This is a genomic window from Rhizobacter sp. LjRoot28 (assembly GCF_964253025.1).
Taxonomy (GTDB): Bacteria; Pseudomonadota; Gammaproteobacteria; order Burkholderiales; family Burkholderiaceae_C; genus Rhizobacter.
Map to the genome: position 1 here is coordinate 3,239,857 of NZ_CAXUQC020000001.1, position 14,380 is coordinate 3,254,236.

The 14,380-nt window shown below is 69.4% G+C and carries 10 protein-coding genes; 6 read left to right on the top strand and 4 right to left on the bottom strand.

Translation table 11 applies throughout. From position 1 onward, the window contains the following. Positions 1-15: 15 nt before the first annotated feature. Positions 16-1,344 (bottom strand): ABC transporter substrate-binding protein, encoded by a 1,329-nt coding sequence (locus tag ACSQ2F_RS14830; RefSeq protein WP_436024104.1) that lies wholly within the window; start codon positions 1,342-1,344, stop codon positions 16-18. Between the two features lie 155 nt (positions 1,345-1,499). Between ACSQ2F_RS14830 and ACSQ2F_RS14835 the strand changes: the two genes are divergently transcribed. Together ACSQ2F_RS14835 and ACSQ2F_RS14840 are read left to right on the top strand one after the other, a co-directional pair. After that, positions 1,500-2,987, top strand: a complete 1,488-nt coding sequence (locus tag ACSQ2F_RS14835) for a S8 family serine peptidase (protein WP_436024106.1) — start codon at positions 1,500-1,502, stop codon at positions 2,985-2,987. A gap of 7 nt (positions 2,988-2,994) precedes the next feature. After that, the gene (locus ACSQ2F_RS14840; protein ID WP_436024108.1) at positions 2,995-3,258 is read left to right on the top strand and encodes a hypothetical protein; all 264 of its coding nucleotides are present in this window, start codon (positions 2,995-2,997) and stop codon (positions 3,256-3,258) included. Positions 3,259-3,372: 114 nt separating this feature from the next. Here the strand turns inward: ACSQ2F_RS14840 and ACSQ2F_RS14845 are convergent, their stop codons facing one another. The 3 genes from ACSQ2F_RS14845 to prpR all read right to left on the bottom strand — a co-directional run bounded on the left by ACSQ2F_RS14845 (position 3,373) and on the right by prpR (position 8,209). Beyond that, the gene (locus tag ACSQ2F_RS14845) at positions 3,373-5,289 is read right to left on the bottom strand and encodes a carbohydrate-binding module family 20 domain-containing protein (RefSeq protein ID WP_436024110.1); all 1,917 of its coding nucleotides are present in this window, start codon (positions 5,287-5,289) and stop codon (positions 3,373-3,375) included. A 177-nt stretch (positions 5,290-5,466) separates the two neighbouring features. Continuing rightward, positions 5,467-6,285, bottom strand: a complete 819-nt coding sequence (locus ACSQ2F_RS14850) for a hypothetical protein (RefSeq protein WP_436024112.1) — start codon at positions 6,283-6,285, stop codon at positions 5,467-5,469. Between the two features lie 40 nt (positions 6,286-6,325). Then, the gene (prpR, locus tag ACSQ2F_RS14855) at positions 6,326-8,209 is read right to left on the bottom strand and encodes a propionate catabolism operon regulatory protein PrpR (RefSeq protein WP_436024114.1); all 1,884 of its coding nucleotides are present in this window, start codon (positions 8,207-8,209) and stop codon (positions 6,326-6,328) included. Positions 8,210-8,377: 168 nt separating this feature from the next. Between prpR and prpB the strand changes: the two genes are divergently transcribed. The 4 genes from prpB to prpF all read left to right on the top strand — a co-directional run bounded on the left by prpB (position 8,378) and on the right by prpF (position 14,349). Next, a complete protein-coding gene (gene prpB, locus ACSQ2F_RS14860) occupies positions 8,378-9,280 on the top strand; it encodes a methylisocitrate lyase (RefSeq protein WP_436024116.1) in 903 nt (300 codons plus the stop codon). 25 nt (positions 9,281-9,305) lie between these two features. Further along, complete coding sequence (gene prpC, locus ACSQ2F_RS14865; protein ID WP_436024118.1) at positions 9,306-10,463, top strand: bifunctional 2-methylcitrate synthase/citrate synthase; 1,158 nt, start codon at positions 9,306-9,308, stop codon at positions 10,461-10,463. A gap of 82 nt (positions 10,464-10,545) precedes the next feature. Beyond that, positions 10,546-13,140: a Fe/S-dependent 2-methylisocitrate dehydratase AcnD gene (acnD, locus tag ACSQ2F_RS14870; protein ID WP_436024120.1), complete on the top strand. Its 2,595-nt coding sequence runs from the start codon at positions 10,546-10,548 to the stop codon at positions 13,138-13,140. A gap of 12 nt (positions 13,141-13,152) precedes the next feature. Further along, positions 13,153-14,349: a 2-methylaconitate cis-trans isomerase PrpF gene (gene prpF, locus ACSQ2F_RS14875; protein WP_436024122.1), complete on the top strand. Its 1,197-nt coding sequence runs from the start codon at positions 13,153-13,155 to the stop codon at positions 14,347-14,349. Positions 14,350-14,380: the final 31 nt, after the last annotated feature.

Sequence of the window (14,380 nt, forward strand, 5' to 3'; positions counted from 1 at the left end):
CGAGGTGCCGCCGCGTCAGCGCCGCACGCGCCGCTTCAACTGGGCGTTGGCATCGGCCAGCGCGGCAGCCACCGGCTTGTTGCGCTCCAGCACATCGTCGAGCGCGGCCGCGGTGATCTCTGCGGCCACGCCGTCGTAGCGGTCGGGTTTCAGCGCCGGAATCCGGGCCGCTGCATCGGACCACAGCAGGCGGGCCTGCTGGCCGCCAAGGTAGGGAATGGGCTCGTTGAGGAAGGCCTTGTCCTGTGCTTCGACGATGGCCGGGTACGCGCCCATCTTGCGGAAGGACAGCGTCTGGATCTCCTTGTTCGTGGTCATGAACTTGACGAATTCCCACGCCGCCTGCTTCTGCTTGCCGGTCTTGGGAATCGCGTAGAACGAGCCACCCCAGGACGCGAACGCGCCGTTGGGCAAGGGCGCCGCGCGCCACTGGCCGGCGGCCTCCGGATTGAGCCAGTCCGTCAGGTGGCCGGCGAGCCAGGCGCCCATCATCTGCGACGCCAGGCTGCCCCGGCGGAAGGCCTCGCGCCACTCGGTGCTCCAGGGGGCAATGCGGGCGTCGATGTCGGCCTTGCGTGCGGCCGCAGCGAGTTCGAAAGCCTTCTGGAAGCGCGGGGAGTCGAGCTGCGGGCGCCCCGCCTTGTCGAAGTAGAGGCCCTCGCCCGGCTGGACCGTGGAGCGGATGTAGATGGTGTACAGGTCGGCTGCGCTGGTCAGGGTGTAGGCGCCGGTCTTCTCCCGCACGGTCTTGCTCGCCGAAATGAAGGACTCCCACGTACCGGTCAGCTGCTCGGGCGTCACGCCCGCCTTGTCGAGCAGGTCCTTGCGGTAGAAGAGCGTGCCGGGGCCGATGTCGGCCGGCAACGCCGCCACCGCCCCGCTGCCGTCCATGCCCTGGGGGAAGGCGAAGGGATGGAACAGCTGCTGCATCGACTTCGCGTTGTAAGGCGCGGCGCCCAGGTTCTCCAGCCCTTTCGATTCGGCGAACTTGCCGATGTAGTTGATCTCCAGCCCCATCACGTCCGGCAGGTTGGACCCGGTTGCGAGGGCGGCCGTCATCGCGTTGTGGTGGTCCGGATAGCCAAGGCTCACGAGCTTGATCTCGACCTCCGGGTGGAGCTTCTTGTAGAGAGGAATGGCGAGCTTCACCGATTCGTCGAAGCTCGGGAACGACGCCACGGTGAGCGTCACCGCCGGCGCGGCGGATGCAAGCGGGCCGAAGGCGAGGCTGGCTCCCGCCACGAGCAGCGCGCGGCGCCCCGGCAAGTGCTGCCCGAGGCGGGCGATGGAGCGAACGGCACGGGTGCCGACAGGCGTGGCGGTCGGGTGGGTGAAGGTGTTCATCGGGGCGTCCTCACAGGTGAGAGATCCAGGGGCGACGGCAGTGTCCGGCCCAGAACTTAATTCGTGCATTAGGGAAACTAATTAAGGGATGGTGGCCGAAAACCGCGGCTTCGATGGCTCACGCCATGACCCAGCCCCGCCGCACAATCGACCCCATGGACACCTCCAACACCCCTTCCTCGCTGCCCCGCCTGATCCTGATTCCCCGGGACGTGCCGCTGGCTGAAGCGCGCGCCGTGCCGCACACGCTGCGCGCCGTGGCGTCGGCGGTCCGCACGGTGAACGCCTCGCGTCCCCAGCTGCCAGGGCTTCATGTCGTCAATTCATCGCGCCTCGACGGCGCGGTACTCGTGGAGCCGGGCGGCATGACGGCCGCCGAGGTCAAGGCCGCCGCGCCGGGCATGAAGGTCTACGAGGAGCACTGGTACACGCTCGAGGGCTTTCACCTGCGCCTGCCTCGTCTTGCCCGCTCCACCGCCAAGGCAGGGGCCGGGGCCGAGCGTGCCTTCACCGTGACGGTGCAAAGCGCGGGCGCGGCGCTGAAGGACGTGGTCGTCACTGCCGTGGTCGATTCGGCCACCGGCGTGGTGACCGAAGCCACCACCGACCGCTACGGGCGCGCCCGGCTGCGCCTGGGCGCGAAGGTGAACCGGGTCGAGGCCTTGCACCTGAGCCCGCTGCACGGTGCCTGGCCCGTCGTGCTGGCCGACCAGGGCGTCGGCGGCGACGGCATGGTGGTGGCGCTGCCGCCCATCATCGAGACCGTTGCGGATGCACGTGGCCTCATCCATGGCAAGCCGCGCGCGGGCGCCGGCAAGGGCGTCGCCGTCGGGGTCGTGGACACCGGCGTCGGGCGCCATGCCGCGCTGCACCTGGCCGGTGGGCGCAACACCACCGGCGAATCGCCCCGCCGCAGCAGCGACTGGCACGGGCACGGGACGCACGTGGCTGGCGTGATTGCCGCGCGGGCCAACGGCTGGCGGCGGGGCGAGGCCCCGGCGGCCGCGCTGCACGCCTACCGGGTGTTCGAGGAAGATGCCGAGGCCGCCTCGTCCTTCGCCATCAGCACTGCCATCAAGCAGGCCGCGGTCGACGGCTGTGACCTCATCAACCTCAGCATCGGCGGCGGCCCGGCCGACGGCGCCATCCGTGACGCGGTGGACCAGGCCTGGGCCATGGGCAGCGTCTGCGTGGCGGCCTCCGGCAATGATGGACGTGGCCAGGTGGACTACCCGGCCCGCTACCCCCGCACCCTGGCCGTCTCGGCCATCGGCCTCGAGGGCAGCTGGCCGGAGGGTGCGGCGCAGGTCGCACACGTCGGGCGGCATCGAGGCATGCAGATCGGGGGCAAGACCGTCTTCTTCGCCACGTTCTCGAACCGCGGATCGAAGGTGGCGCTCACCTCCCCTGGGGTCGGCATCGTCTCGACGATCTTCAACGACCGCTGGGGTGTGATGGATGGCACGTCCATGGCCACGCCGGTCGCGACAGGGGTATTGGCCCGGCGCCTGGCTGCCACCCCGGCAGTCCGTGACCTGCCTCGCGACGCCCGGCGTTCGGAGGCCATCCTGGGCCTGGCACGAGCCCATGCCCAGGACGTGGGACTGCCGCGAGATATGCAGGGAGACGGTCTGGCGCGATAATCGCGGCATGGACCGCTATGTCTTCTACGCCAAGGAATCCCTGGACCCCCGAACGCTGCGTTCGGCCCGAGACACCGCCAGCGCCATGGGCGTGACGGTGCTTCAGTCCGGCGTGGGCACCATGCTGCTGGAAGCCGCACCGGAAGACGTTCGCAAGGTGGCCCGCGCCCTGCCCCAGTGGCGCTACAGTGTCGAGCGCCGCGCCACCCGCATTCCCGAGCGCCCGGTGGCCGAGCGGGTGCGCCGCGCCGCGGCGGCACCCGCCCGCTGACGGGCGGGGATTCCTCCCCTCCCCGTCGCGCGCTCCCCTGCGCGCCGTCTCCCCCAGCACCGCCTCCTCCGAGCACGGCCTGCTCCGAACGACTCGGAAGCAGGCCAGCGGCCCTTACTGCCAGGTGTCGGTTCGCGTGGCGGAACCGCCCGCGGCCGGCGTCGTGAAGGCGCGGTTCGAACCGCTTTCCCAGACCGTGTTGCCACCGCCGTCGCGCTTGATGTACTTGTACTCGAGCGCGGTGCCCGCGGGCAGGGAGAAGGTGGCCTGCCACTGGTTCGACTGGCCGGAGCCGGTGCCCGGCACCACCGTCATGGCCTTGGCGCTGGCCGGGGACCATGAGCCCAGGGCCGCGTGGTTGCCGACCACGTAGACGTTCTGACCCATCACCGTGCTGGCCGTCGCCTTGAACGTCACGGAGGCCGCACCGGCCCCCGGGTCACCGCCGCCGCCGTCCCCCACCTTGGCGCCGACATGCAAGGCGACGGCGCTGTACGCTGCCGCCGCGATGTTGGCCGCTCCGCTCGCGTTGACGGTGACCACCGCGCCCGTGCAGCCTCCGTTCACCAGGTCGCCGCTGATCACATCGCAGTACTGGCCCGCCGGCAGCCCGGTCGTGAAGCTGCGCGACAGCGCCGAGCCCTCCTTGTTGATGACCACGAATCCCTTGTCACCACGACCGAAGGCAATCTGGTTGTTGCCGTTGTCCCACCAGTTGTCCACCCGCCAGCTGGCCTGTGTGGCATTGCGGAAGGCAACCATGTTGGCGATCGGACGGAAGCGGTGCTCGCACACCCATCCGCCGCGGGTCTGGCTGAAGCAGGCCGGTGCGCTCACGCCGCCGTCCCACGGACCCCGCGTGGAGCCGTCGCCGTTGTGCGGCGGGCCGTAGCTCGCGTCGTAGGAACTGCCGCTGTTGACGAAGGCGTAGCTCGACATCACCTGCGGGTAGCCATAGGGCCAGGCCAGCATGAACACGTTGGCCAGGTCGTACGTCGCCCCTGCGTGGTAAGTGAGGTAGTTGCCGCCGCCACCGTGGCCGCGCTGCTTGTCGTGGTTGTCGATGAACGGCACGCCCTTGGCGCTGGGTGACAGGCCCCAGCTCTCGCCGAAGGTCCTCAGGTCCGCGAGCCGGCCGTTGAACTTGGCCGACACCTGCGCGCCGTACTTGAACTCCAGCACGTTGGCCCGGTTGCCATCGAGCCCGAAGTACTGGCTGGGCTGCACCTTCTCGCCATCGGCCTGGATCACCTCCAGGTACCAGAAGGGGCGCGTCGCCACGCGACTGTTGACGGTGTCGATGATGGCGCCCAGGTCCGCCGGGTCGATGTGCTTGGCGGCATCGACCCGGAAGCCTCGCACGCCGATGTTGACGAGGTCGACCAGGTAGTCCGCGATCTTGCCGCGCACCTTGCCGCTGCCGGTGTTCAGGTCCTGAAGGCCGGAGAGTTCGCAGTTGAACACCCGCCAGGCGTCGGTGGTGTAGTCGCTGCCGTTGATGCCGCAGACCGGCTTGTGGAAGTCATTCGTGTCGTAGGGCACACGGGGATAGTGATGGTGGCTCCACGCATTGCCCGCACTCGAGCTGCCACCCGTGCCGCCGGACATGTGGTTGATCACCGCATCGACGTAGACGCTGACGCCCACCGCCTGGCAGCGGTTCACCATGTTGACGAACTCGCTGCGCGTGCCGCTGCGACTGCGGTCCAGGCTGTAGCTGACCGGCTGGTAGCGCATCCACCAGGGATACGGCGCACCGTCGCCACTGGCGATCCAGTTGTGCTCGTTGGGCGGCGAGACCTGCACGGCGGCGAAGCCCTTGGGGCCGAGGTGCGCCTCGCACTCTCGGGCCACATCGGTCCACTTCCATTCGAGCAGGTGCACGAAGGCGGTCCGGGGGGTGGCCTGCGCCTGCGCAGCGGACGCCGCCGCCAGCAAGGTCGCGGCAAGCGCGCCTTGAAGGCCGCGGCGCAGGGACGAACGAATCCAGGCAGGCGCGTGCGCGCCGGCCGAATGATCAACGGGTGACATGGGATCTCCTCGAACGAGGCGCGGTCAGCGCCTTCTGATGGGGTTCATCGGATCGCACCACGTTCCGGACCGCCGTGCGTGACGAAATTCTGAATCGGTTAAGAATCAGCGCCTAGTGCGTTCGCGTAGGGACTTTCCCTGGAGACGTGTCAAGCCGTCAGGCTCGCCCGTGCGACCTCACGCGGGCCAATAGGCCCCGGCGTAACCGCGGTGAGGATTGCCGTAGACCTCCCTCCCCGCGTCGCGATGCGCCGCCATGAAGGCCGCGACCGCCTCGGGTGAGCCGCCCTTGAACATCTCCTTGATCCGCCCTTCCGGAAGCCAGGCGCGATAGCGCACGGGCACCCCGGCATAGGCAGCGCCTTCGGGCAGATCGACGGGCACGGTCGTCGGGTCGAGGAAGCGGCTTTCCGCGAATTCGCTGTCGATGTGACGCCGCACGCGGGTAGCGGCGTCGAGGATGCCGTCCATCACATCGGTGAGGCTGCGGCCGGTGATGCGGGCCTTCCAGGAGGCCCGCAGGAACAGCAGTTCGTGCGGATCGACGCCAGGGCATCGCCCCTGGTACCCCGCCGTGAGGCAATGGTCGCTTGCGGCCAGCAGGCGCTGTGTTTCGGTCGGCTCGCGTTCGAGCAGCGACAGCACCTGCCCGAGCGAGGAGCCCAGCAGGTAGTCTTCCGGCGCCGAGGTGTAGCCGGGGTCTCCGGGGTGATGGTGGTCCACCCGAACGAGCGGCTCGCGGCCGGTCATCCGGCACTCCACCCAGACGGCAGGCACACCGGGGCGAAGCACTTGCGCTCTTGCCATGCCGTCCGGCCCCACCTCCACCACGCCGTCGGCGGCATAGGCCGTCATGGGCGTGCACCGCCTGCCGTCGCGGGCCGCATGCACGCGGGCGAATCCCGCTTCGCGCACGACGCGCTCGATCTCCCGCATCTCGGGGTCCTGTGCGCCGAGCACGAAGGTGGTCTCGCGGTCGCGGGTGACGAGGCTCATGGCGTGAGCCTCCGAAGGCCCGAGGCCACGCGAGGGTCGTTCACACCGCCTCCTGCAAGCGCCGCCACAAGGTGGTGCGGCTGATGCCGAGCTTCTCGCAGGCGAGCGTGCGGTCGCCGCCGCATGCAGCCAGCACATCCCGAGTGTGGCGCGCTTCATGGCTGCGGCGGCGTTCGATCAGCGGCAGCACGGGCGGCGTCGCCTGGAACCACTCGGGCACCAGTTCGCGCAAGGCCTGTGGCGCGCCCGAGGCCAGCTCATCGCCATGCACGACCAGCCGCTCGACGATGTTCTCCAGCTCACGCACGTTGCCGGGCCAGGCGTATGCCGCCGACTGGGCCAGCAGCTCCTGCCAGACCGGCTCGAGCGGCGCCGCCGGCATGCCCACGCGCGAGGACACCTTCTCGAGCAGATGGCCCCAGAGCTGTGGCAGGTCCTCCCGGCGCTCACGCAAGGGAGGCAAGGTGACCGAAAGAATGTTCAAGCGGTAGTAGAGATCACTGCGGAATTCGCCCGCCGCGACCATTGCCTTCAGGTCGCGGTGCGTGGCGGCGATGACCCGCACGTCGATGGGAACGGGCTCGGTCGCCCCGATCCGCAGGATCTCGCGTTCCTGCAGCACCCGCAGCAAGCGCGTCTGCAGCGAGACCGGCATCTCGCCCACTTCATCGAGAAAGATGGTGCCGGTGTGGGCCGCCTCGAACAGGCCGGCGCGCCCGCCTCGCCGGGCTCCGGTGAAGGCGCCCTCGTCGTGGCCGAACAGCTCACCCTCTAGCAGGGCCTCAGGGAACGCGGCGCAGTTGATGGCCACGAAGGGCTGGCGACGGCGGCTGCTGGCGTTGTGGATGCCCTGGGCCAGCAGTTCCTTGCCGGTGCCGCTCTCGCCGACGATGAGCACGGTCGCCTGGCTGCGCGCGCAATGCGCTGCCCGGGCCTTGGCCGAGGTGATGGAAGCGCCGCTGCCGATGAGATGTTCCAGTTCGTAGCGTGCCGTCGGATGGCGGGGTGACTGGCGCGCCCGCAGGTGGCGGTCCACCCGGTGGATGGAGACGGCATCCTGGCAGGTCAGCACCGCCCCGGTCAGCCGGCCTTGCTCCAGGATGGGCATGCGGCTGGCGACCAGCGTGCGGTTGCCGTGCCGGTGGATCTGTTCCGCCTCATCGCTGGCATCGCGCAGCGTTGTCGAAAGGCTCAGCTCCGGCGCCACCTCGCTCAGCTTGCGACCGAGCAGCTCGGCGGCCGGGGCGCCCAGCAGGCGCGCCATCGCCGGGTTCACGTTCTCGATGCGCTCCTGCAGGTCGACGGCCACCACGCCATCGGTGAGCCGGTCCAGCACGGTGTTGATGCGTTCGCGCTTGGCCGCTTCGATGCGGGCGATGCGGGCCATTTCGACCGCGTCGTCGATGGCCTCCCGCACCGCGTCCTGCGAGTAGAGGAACACCCCCACCATGCCGGCCTCGTCGGCGAGGTCGGCGACAAGGCCCGGTGCCACCACGGCCTCGATGCCCTGGGCTTTCAGTTCGAGCACCAGGCCGCGGGCGTCTTCCTCGGTGGCATAGCTGCGCTGCACGATGCCGAGCCCGAACAGGCGGTCGAACTGCTGGACTTCATCCGGTGTGTCGCCATAGGTGACGAGGGCAATGCGCTGCGCCACGCTTCGGGCGCGCCCGAGGGCTCGCATCACATCGAAGCCGCCCACCTTGACCAGCACCACCGGCACGTCGAGGTGCTGGCGCAGGTAGGCGCCATTCGAGCCGGCCGCCACCACCACATCGACCTCGCGTCGGCGCAGTTCCGCGACGGCGTCGCCGAAGCCGCGGTCCAGCACGTCGACGTCGGCCACCGCCTTGTACGCCGGCGCCACCGCCTGCAGCAGGCCCTTCAGGCGGTGAAAGCCGACGGCCACGATCCTGGTTCCACTCATTTCATGATTGGAACACAGGCGTTTCATCGTTGAAACAAGCTCGCGTTTCAACCGCTTGCTGTGCAGGGGGTTTTCCTTTGAAATCAATCGCTTGGGCCGGTCCACCTCAACGCTCGGCCCGTCGGCACGCCCCTTGCGCTGCAAGGGCACCCCCTCAGGAGTCAGCCCATGTCCAGCATTCCCCAGCCCGCCAGCGCCGGCGCCCGCTTCCGCGAAGCACTGAAGGACGAATCCCCCCTGCAGGTCATCGGCGCCATCAACGCCAACCATGCCCTGCTGGCCAAGCGCGCCGGCTACCGGGCCATCTACCTCTCCGGCGGCGGCGTCGCGGCCGGATCGCTCGGCCTGCCGGACCTCGGCATCAACACGCTCGACGACGTGCTCACCGACGTGCGCCGCATCACCGACGTCTGTGACCTGCCGCTGATGGTGGACATCGATACCGGCTTCGGCCCGAGCGCCTTCAACATCGCGCGCACCGTCAAGAGCCTGATCAAGTTCGGCGCGGCCGCCTGCCACATCGAGGACCAGGTGGGCGCCAAGCGCTGCGGCCACCGCCCGGGCAAGGAGATCGTGTCGACCGACGAGATGGTTGACCGGGTACGTGCTGCCGCCGACGCCCGCACCGATGCAAGCTTCTTCCTGATCGCCCGCACCGACGCCATCGCCGTGCAAGGGGTGGACGCCGCCATCGAGCGCGCGGTGCGCTGCGTCGAGGCCGGGGCCGACGGCATCTTTGCCGAGGCCGCCTACGACCTGCCGACCTACCGCCGTTTCGTCGACGCGGTGAAGGTGCCGGTGCTGGCCAACATCACCGAGTTCGGCCAGACCCCGCTCTTCAGCGTCGAGGAACTGCGCTCCGCCGGGTGTGGCATGGTGCTCTACCCGCTGAGCGCGTTCCGGGCGATGAACAAGGCCGCCGAAGCCGTCTATACCGCCATCCGTCGCGACGGCCACCAGAAGAACGTCATCGACCTGATGCAGACGCGCCAGGAGCTGTACGAGCGCATCGGCTACCACGAGTACGAAGCGCACCTCGACCAGCTCTTCGCCAGCCGCAAGTCCACCTGATTCCAGCACCTTCGAGGAGACAACCATGTCCCAGGACACCCCGACCACCGGTTTCAAGCCCAAGAAGTCCGTCGCCCTGTCCGGCACCGCTGCGGGCAACACCGCGCTGTGCACTGTGGGCCGCACCGGCAACGACCTGCACTACCGCGGCTATGACATCCTCGACCTGGCCACTGCCTGCGAGTTCGAGGAGGTGGCCCACCTGCTGGTGCACGGCAAGCTGCCGAACATCGCGGAGCTTGCCGCCTACAAGGCACGCCTGAAGGCAATGCGCGGCCTGCCCTCCGCCTTGCGTGCGGTGCTGGAGCAGCTGCCCGCGGCCACTCACCCGATGGACGTGCTGCGCACCGCCGTCTCCACCCTCGGCTGCGTGCTCCCCGAGAAGGACGACCACGCCCACGCCGGCGCCCGAGACATCGCCGACCGCCTGATGGCCAGCCTGGGCTCCGCCCTGCTCTACTGGTACCACTTCAGCCACAACGGCCGGCGCATCGACGTCGAGACGGACGACGACTCCATCGGCGGTCACTTCCTCCACCTCTTGCACGGCAAGGCGCCCTCGGCCGAATGGGTGCGGGCGATGAACATCTCGCTCAACCTCTATGCCGAGCATGAGTTCAATGCCTCGACGTTCGCCTGCCGCGTGGTGGCCGGCACGGGCAGCGACTTCTATTCGGCGATCGCCGGCGGCATCGGCGCGCTGCGCGGCCCCAAGCACGGTGGGGCCAACGAGGTGGCGCTCGACATCCAGATGCGCTACGACACGCCGGATGAGGCCGAGGCCGACATCCGCGCCCGCGTCGAGCGCAAGGAAGTCGTCATCGGCTTCGGCCATCCGGTCTACACCGTGAGCGACCCGCGCAACAAGGTCATCAAGGAAGTCGCGCGCGAGCTGTCGCAGGCCGCCGGCAGCACCAAGCTCTTCGACATCGCCGAGCGGCTGGAGTCGGTGATGGCCGACGCGAAGAAGATGTTCCCCAACCTCGACTGGTTCAGCGCCGTCAGCTACCGCATGATGGGCGTGCCCACCGCGATGTTCACGCCGCTGTTCGTGATCTCGCGCACCAGCGGCTGGAGCGCCCACATCATCGAGCAGCGCATCGACGGCAAGATCATCCGCCCGAGCGCCAACTACGTGGGCCCGGAAGACCAGCCCTTCGTCCCCCTCAAGGACCGCCCCTGACCGCGAGGCGGTAGATCACACCCGGACCCGGGACGGCTCACAGCCGCCCCACCGCCGTCCCTTCATCCGTCGCGAGCCCACCATGAACACCGCCCACCGCAAAACCCTGCCCGGCACCTCGGTCGCGTACTTCGATGCGCGCGAGGCTGTCGATGCGATCGAGCCCGGCGCCTACGACCGCCTGCCGTACACCTCCCGCGTGCTGGCCGAGAACCTGGTGCGGCGCTGCGAGCCCGCCGCGCTGGTGCCTTCGCTGCGCCAGCTGATCGAGCGCCGCCGGGACCTCGACTTCCCCTGGTTCCCGGCGCGGGTCGTCTGCCACGACATCCTCGGCCAGACGGCCCTCGTCGACCTGGCGGGCCTGCGTGACGCCATCACCGCCCAGGGTGGCGACGCCTCGCTCGTGAACCCGGTGGTGCCGACGCAGCTGGTGGTCGACCATTCGCTGGCCGTCGAGTGCGGCGGCTTCGACCCCGACGCCTTCGCCAAGAACCGCGCCATCGAGGACCGCCGCAACGAGGACCGCTTCGACTTCATCAACTGGACGAAGAAGGCCTTCAAGAACGTCGACGTCATCCCGCCGGGCAACGGCATCCTGCACCAGATCAACCTGGAGCACATGTCGCCGGTCGTGCAGGTCAAGGACGGCGTGGCTTACCCGGACACCCTCGTCGGCACGGACAGCCACACGCCCATGGTGGACGCGCTCGGCGTGATCGCCATCGGCGTCGGCGGCCTGGAGGCCGAGACGGTGATGCTCGGCCGTGCCTCCTGGATGCGACTGCCGGACATCGTCGGCGTGGAGCTCACCGGCCGCGCCCAGCCGGGCATCACCGCGACTGACATCGTGCTCGCGCTGACCGAATTCCTGCGCCGGGAGAAGGTCGTCTCCGCATGGCTCGAGTTCTTCGGCGAGGGCGCAGCCGCCCTCACCCTGGGCGACCGCGCCACCATCTCCAACATGGCCCCGGAGTTCGGCGCCACCGCGGCGATGTTCTCCATCGATGAGCAGACGCTCAAGTACCTGCGGCTGACCGGCCGGGAGGACGCCCAGGTCGCGCTGGTCGAGACGTACGCCAGGCAGGCCGGCCTCTGGTCGGACAACCTGAAGACCGCGGAATACGAGCGCGTGCTGCGCTTCGACCTGTCGAGCGTGGTGCGCAACATGGCCGGGCCCAGCAACCCGCACAAGCGCCTGCCGACCTCCGAGCTCACGAACCGCGGCATCGCCGGCCACTGGCAGGACGTGCCGGGCCAGATGCCCGATGGTGCCGTCATCATCGCGGCCATCACGAGCTGCACCAACACCAACAACCCGCGCAACATGATCGCGGCCGGCCTGCTGGCGCGCAACGCCAACCGCGCAGGGCTCACCCGCAAGCCCTGGGTCAAGAGCTCGCTCGCCCCGGGCTCGAAGGCGGTGACGCTGTACCTGCAGGCCGCCGGCCTGATGCCCGAGCTGGAAAAGCTCGGCTTCGGTGTGGTGGCCTACGCCTGCACGTCCTGCAACGGCATGTCGGGCGCACTCGACCCCGTCATCCAGCAGGAAGTGATCGCCCGTGACCTTTACGCCACGGCCGTGCTGTCGGGCAACCGCAACTTCGACGGCCGCATCCACCCCTACGCCAAGCAGGCCTTCCTGGCCTCGCCGCCGCTGGTGGTGGCCTATGCCATCGCCGGCACCATCCGCTTCGACATCGAGCGCGACGTGCTCGGCACCGACGCCCAGGGTCGCCCCGTGCGCCTCGAAGACCTCTGGCCGACCGACGAGGAGATCGACGCCGTCGTGGCCTCGAGCGTCAAGCCCGAGCAGTTTCGGCAGGTCTACATCCCGATGTTCGCCAAACAGGCGGACGACGGCCTGCAGGTCAGCCCCCTCTACGACTGGCGCCCGCAGAGCACCTACATCCGCCGCCCGCCGTACTGGGAAGGCGCGCTTGCCGGCGAGCGCAGCCTGCGCGGCATGCGGCCCCTGGCGGTGCTGGGAGACAACATCACGACCGATCACCTGTCGCCGTCGAACGCCATCCTGGCCGACAGCGCGGCCGGCGAGTACCTCGCCCACATGGGCCTGCCGGAGGAGGACTTCAACTCCTACGCCACCCACCGTGGCGACCACCTCACCGCCCAGCGCGCCACCTTCGCCAACCCCACCTTGCAGAACGAGATGGTGCGCGAGAACGGCCGGGTGAAGGCCGGGTCGCTGGCGCGCATCGAGCCCGAAGGCCGGGTGACCCGCATGTGGGAAGCCATCGAGACCTACATGGCCCGCAAGCAGCCGCTGATCGTCATCGCCGGCGCCGACTACGGCCAGGGCTCCTCGCGCGACTGGGCGGCCAAGGGCGTTCGCCTGGCCGGCGTGGAGGCCATCGTCGCCGAGGGCTTCGAGCGCATCCACCGCACCAACCTCGTGGGCATGGGCGTGCTGCCGCTGGAATTCCTGCCCGGCACCAACCGCCTGACCCTGCAGATCGACGGCAGCGAAACCTTCGACGTGGTGGGTGACCGCCACCCGCGCGCCACGCTCACCCTGGTGATCCACCGCCGCAGCGGCGAGCGGGTCGAAGTACCCGTCACCTGCCGTCTGGACACCGCCGAGGAAGTGTCCATCTACGAGGCCGGCGGCGTGCTGCAGCGCTTCGCGCAGGACTTCCTCGCCGCCACCCAAGCCGCCTGAACGAGACCGCCCATGGCCCACGCACCCCAGATCCGCATCCCCGCCACCTACCTGCGCGGTGGCACCAGCAAGGGCGTCTTCTTTCGCCTGCAGGACCTGCCGGCCGCCGCCCAGGTGCCGGGCGCCGCACGCGACGCCCTGCTGCTGCGGGTGATCGGCAGCCCCGACCCCTACGGCAAGCAGATCGACGGCATGGGCGGGGCGACCTCCAGCACCAGCAAGACGGTGATCGTCTCGCGCAGCGAGCGCTCGGGCCACGACGTGGACTACCTGTTCGGCCAGGTCTCCATCGATGGCCCCTTCGTCGACTGGAGCGGCAACTGCGGCAACCTGTCGGCGGCGGTCGGCCCGTTTGCGATCGCGAGCGGCCTGATCGACGCCTCGCGCATTCCGCGTGACGGCGTCGCCACCGTCCGCATCTGGCAGGCCAACATCGGCAAGACGATCATCGCCCACGTGCCGATGACGGGCGGCGCGGTGCAGGAGACCGGCGACTTCGAACTCGACGGCGTGACCTTTCCCGCCGCCGAAGTGCAGCTGGAGTTCATGGACCCGGCCGCCGACGAGGAAGGGGCCGGCGGCTCCATGTTCCCGACCGGCAACCTCGTCGATGAACTGGATGTGCCGGGCATCGGCCGGGTGCGCGCGACGCTAATCAACGCCGGCATCCCGACCATCTTCGTAGACGCCGCTGCCATCGGCTACACCGGCACCGAACTGCAGGACGCCATCAACGGCGACCTGAATGCGCTGCAGCAGTTCGAGGTGCTGCGCGCCCACGGCGCGGTGCGCATGGGCCTGATCAAGGACGTGTCGGAAGCGGCGCGTCGCCAGCACACGCCCAAGGTCGCGTTCGTTGCGCCCCCGGCCAGCTACACCGCATCCAGCGGCCGCACGGTCGCCGCCGAGGACATCGACCTGCTGGTGCGGGCCATGTCCATGGGCAAGCTCCACCACGCCATGATGGGGACCTGCGCCGTCGCGATCGGCACCGCCGCGGCCATCCCCGGCACGCTCGTCAACCTGGCGGCCGGCGGCGGCAAGCGTGAGGCGGTCCGCTTCGGCCATCCCTCCGGCACCCTGCGCGTGGGCGCCAAGGCCACGCAGGTGAACGGCCAGTGGCAGGTCACCAAGGCCTTGATGAGCCGCAGCGCGCGGGTGCTGATGGAAGGCTTCGTGCGGGTGCCGAGCGACGGGCTTACCGCCTGAAGCGCCGCAACACTCTCGCGTCAAGCGCGTT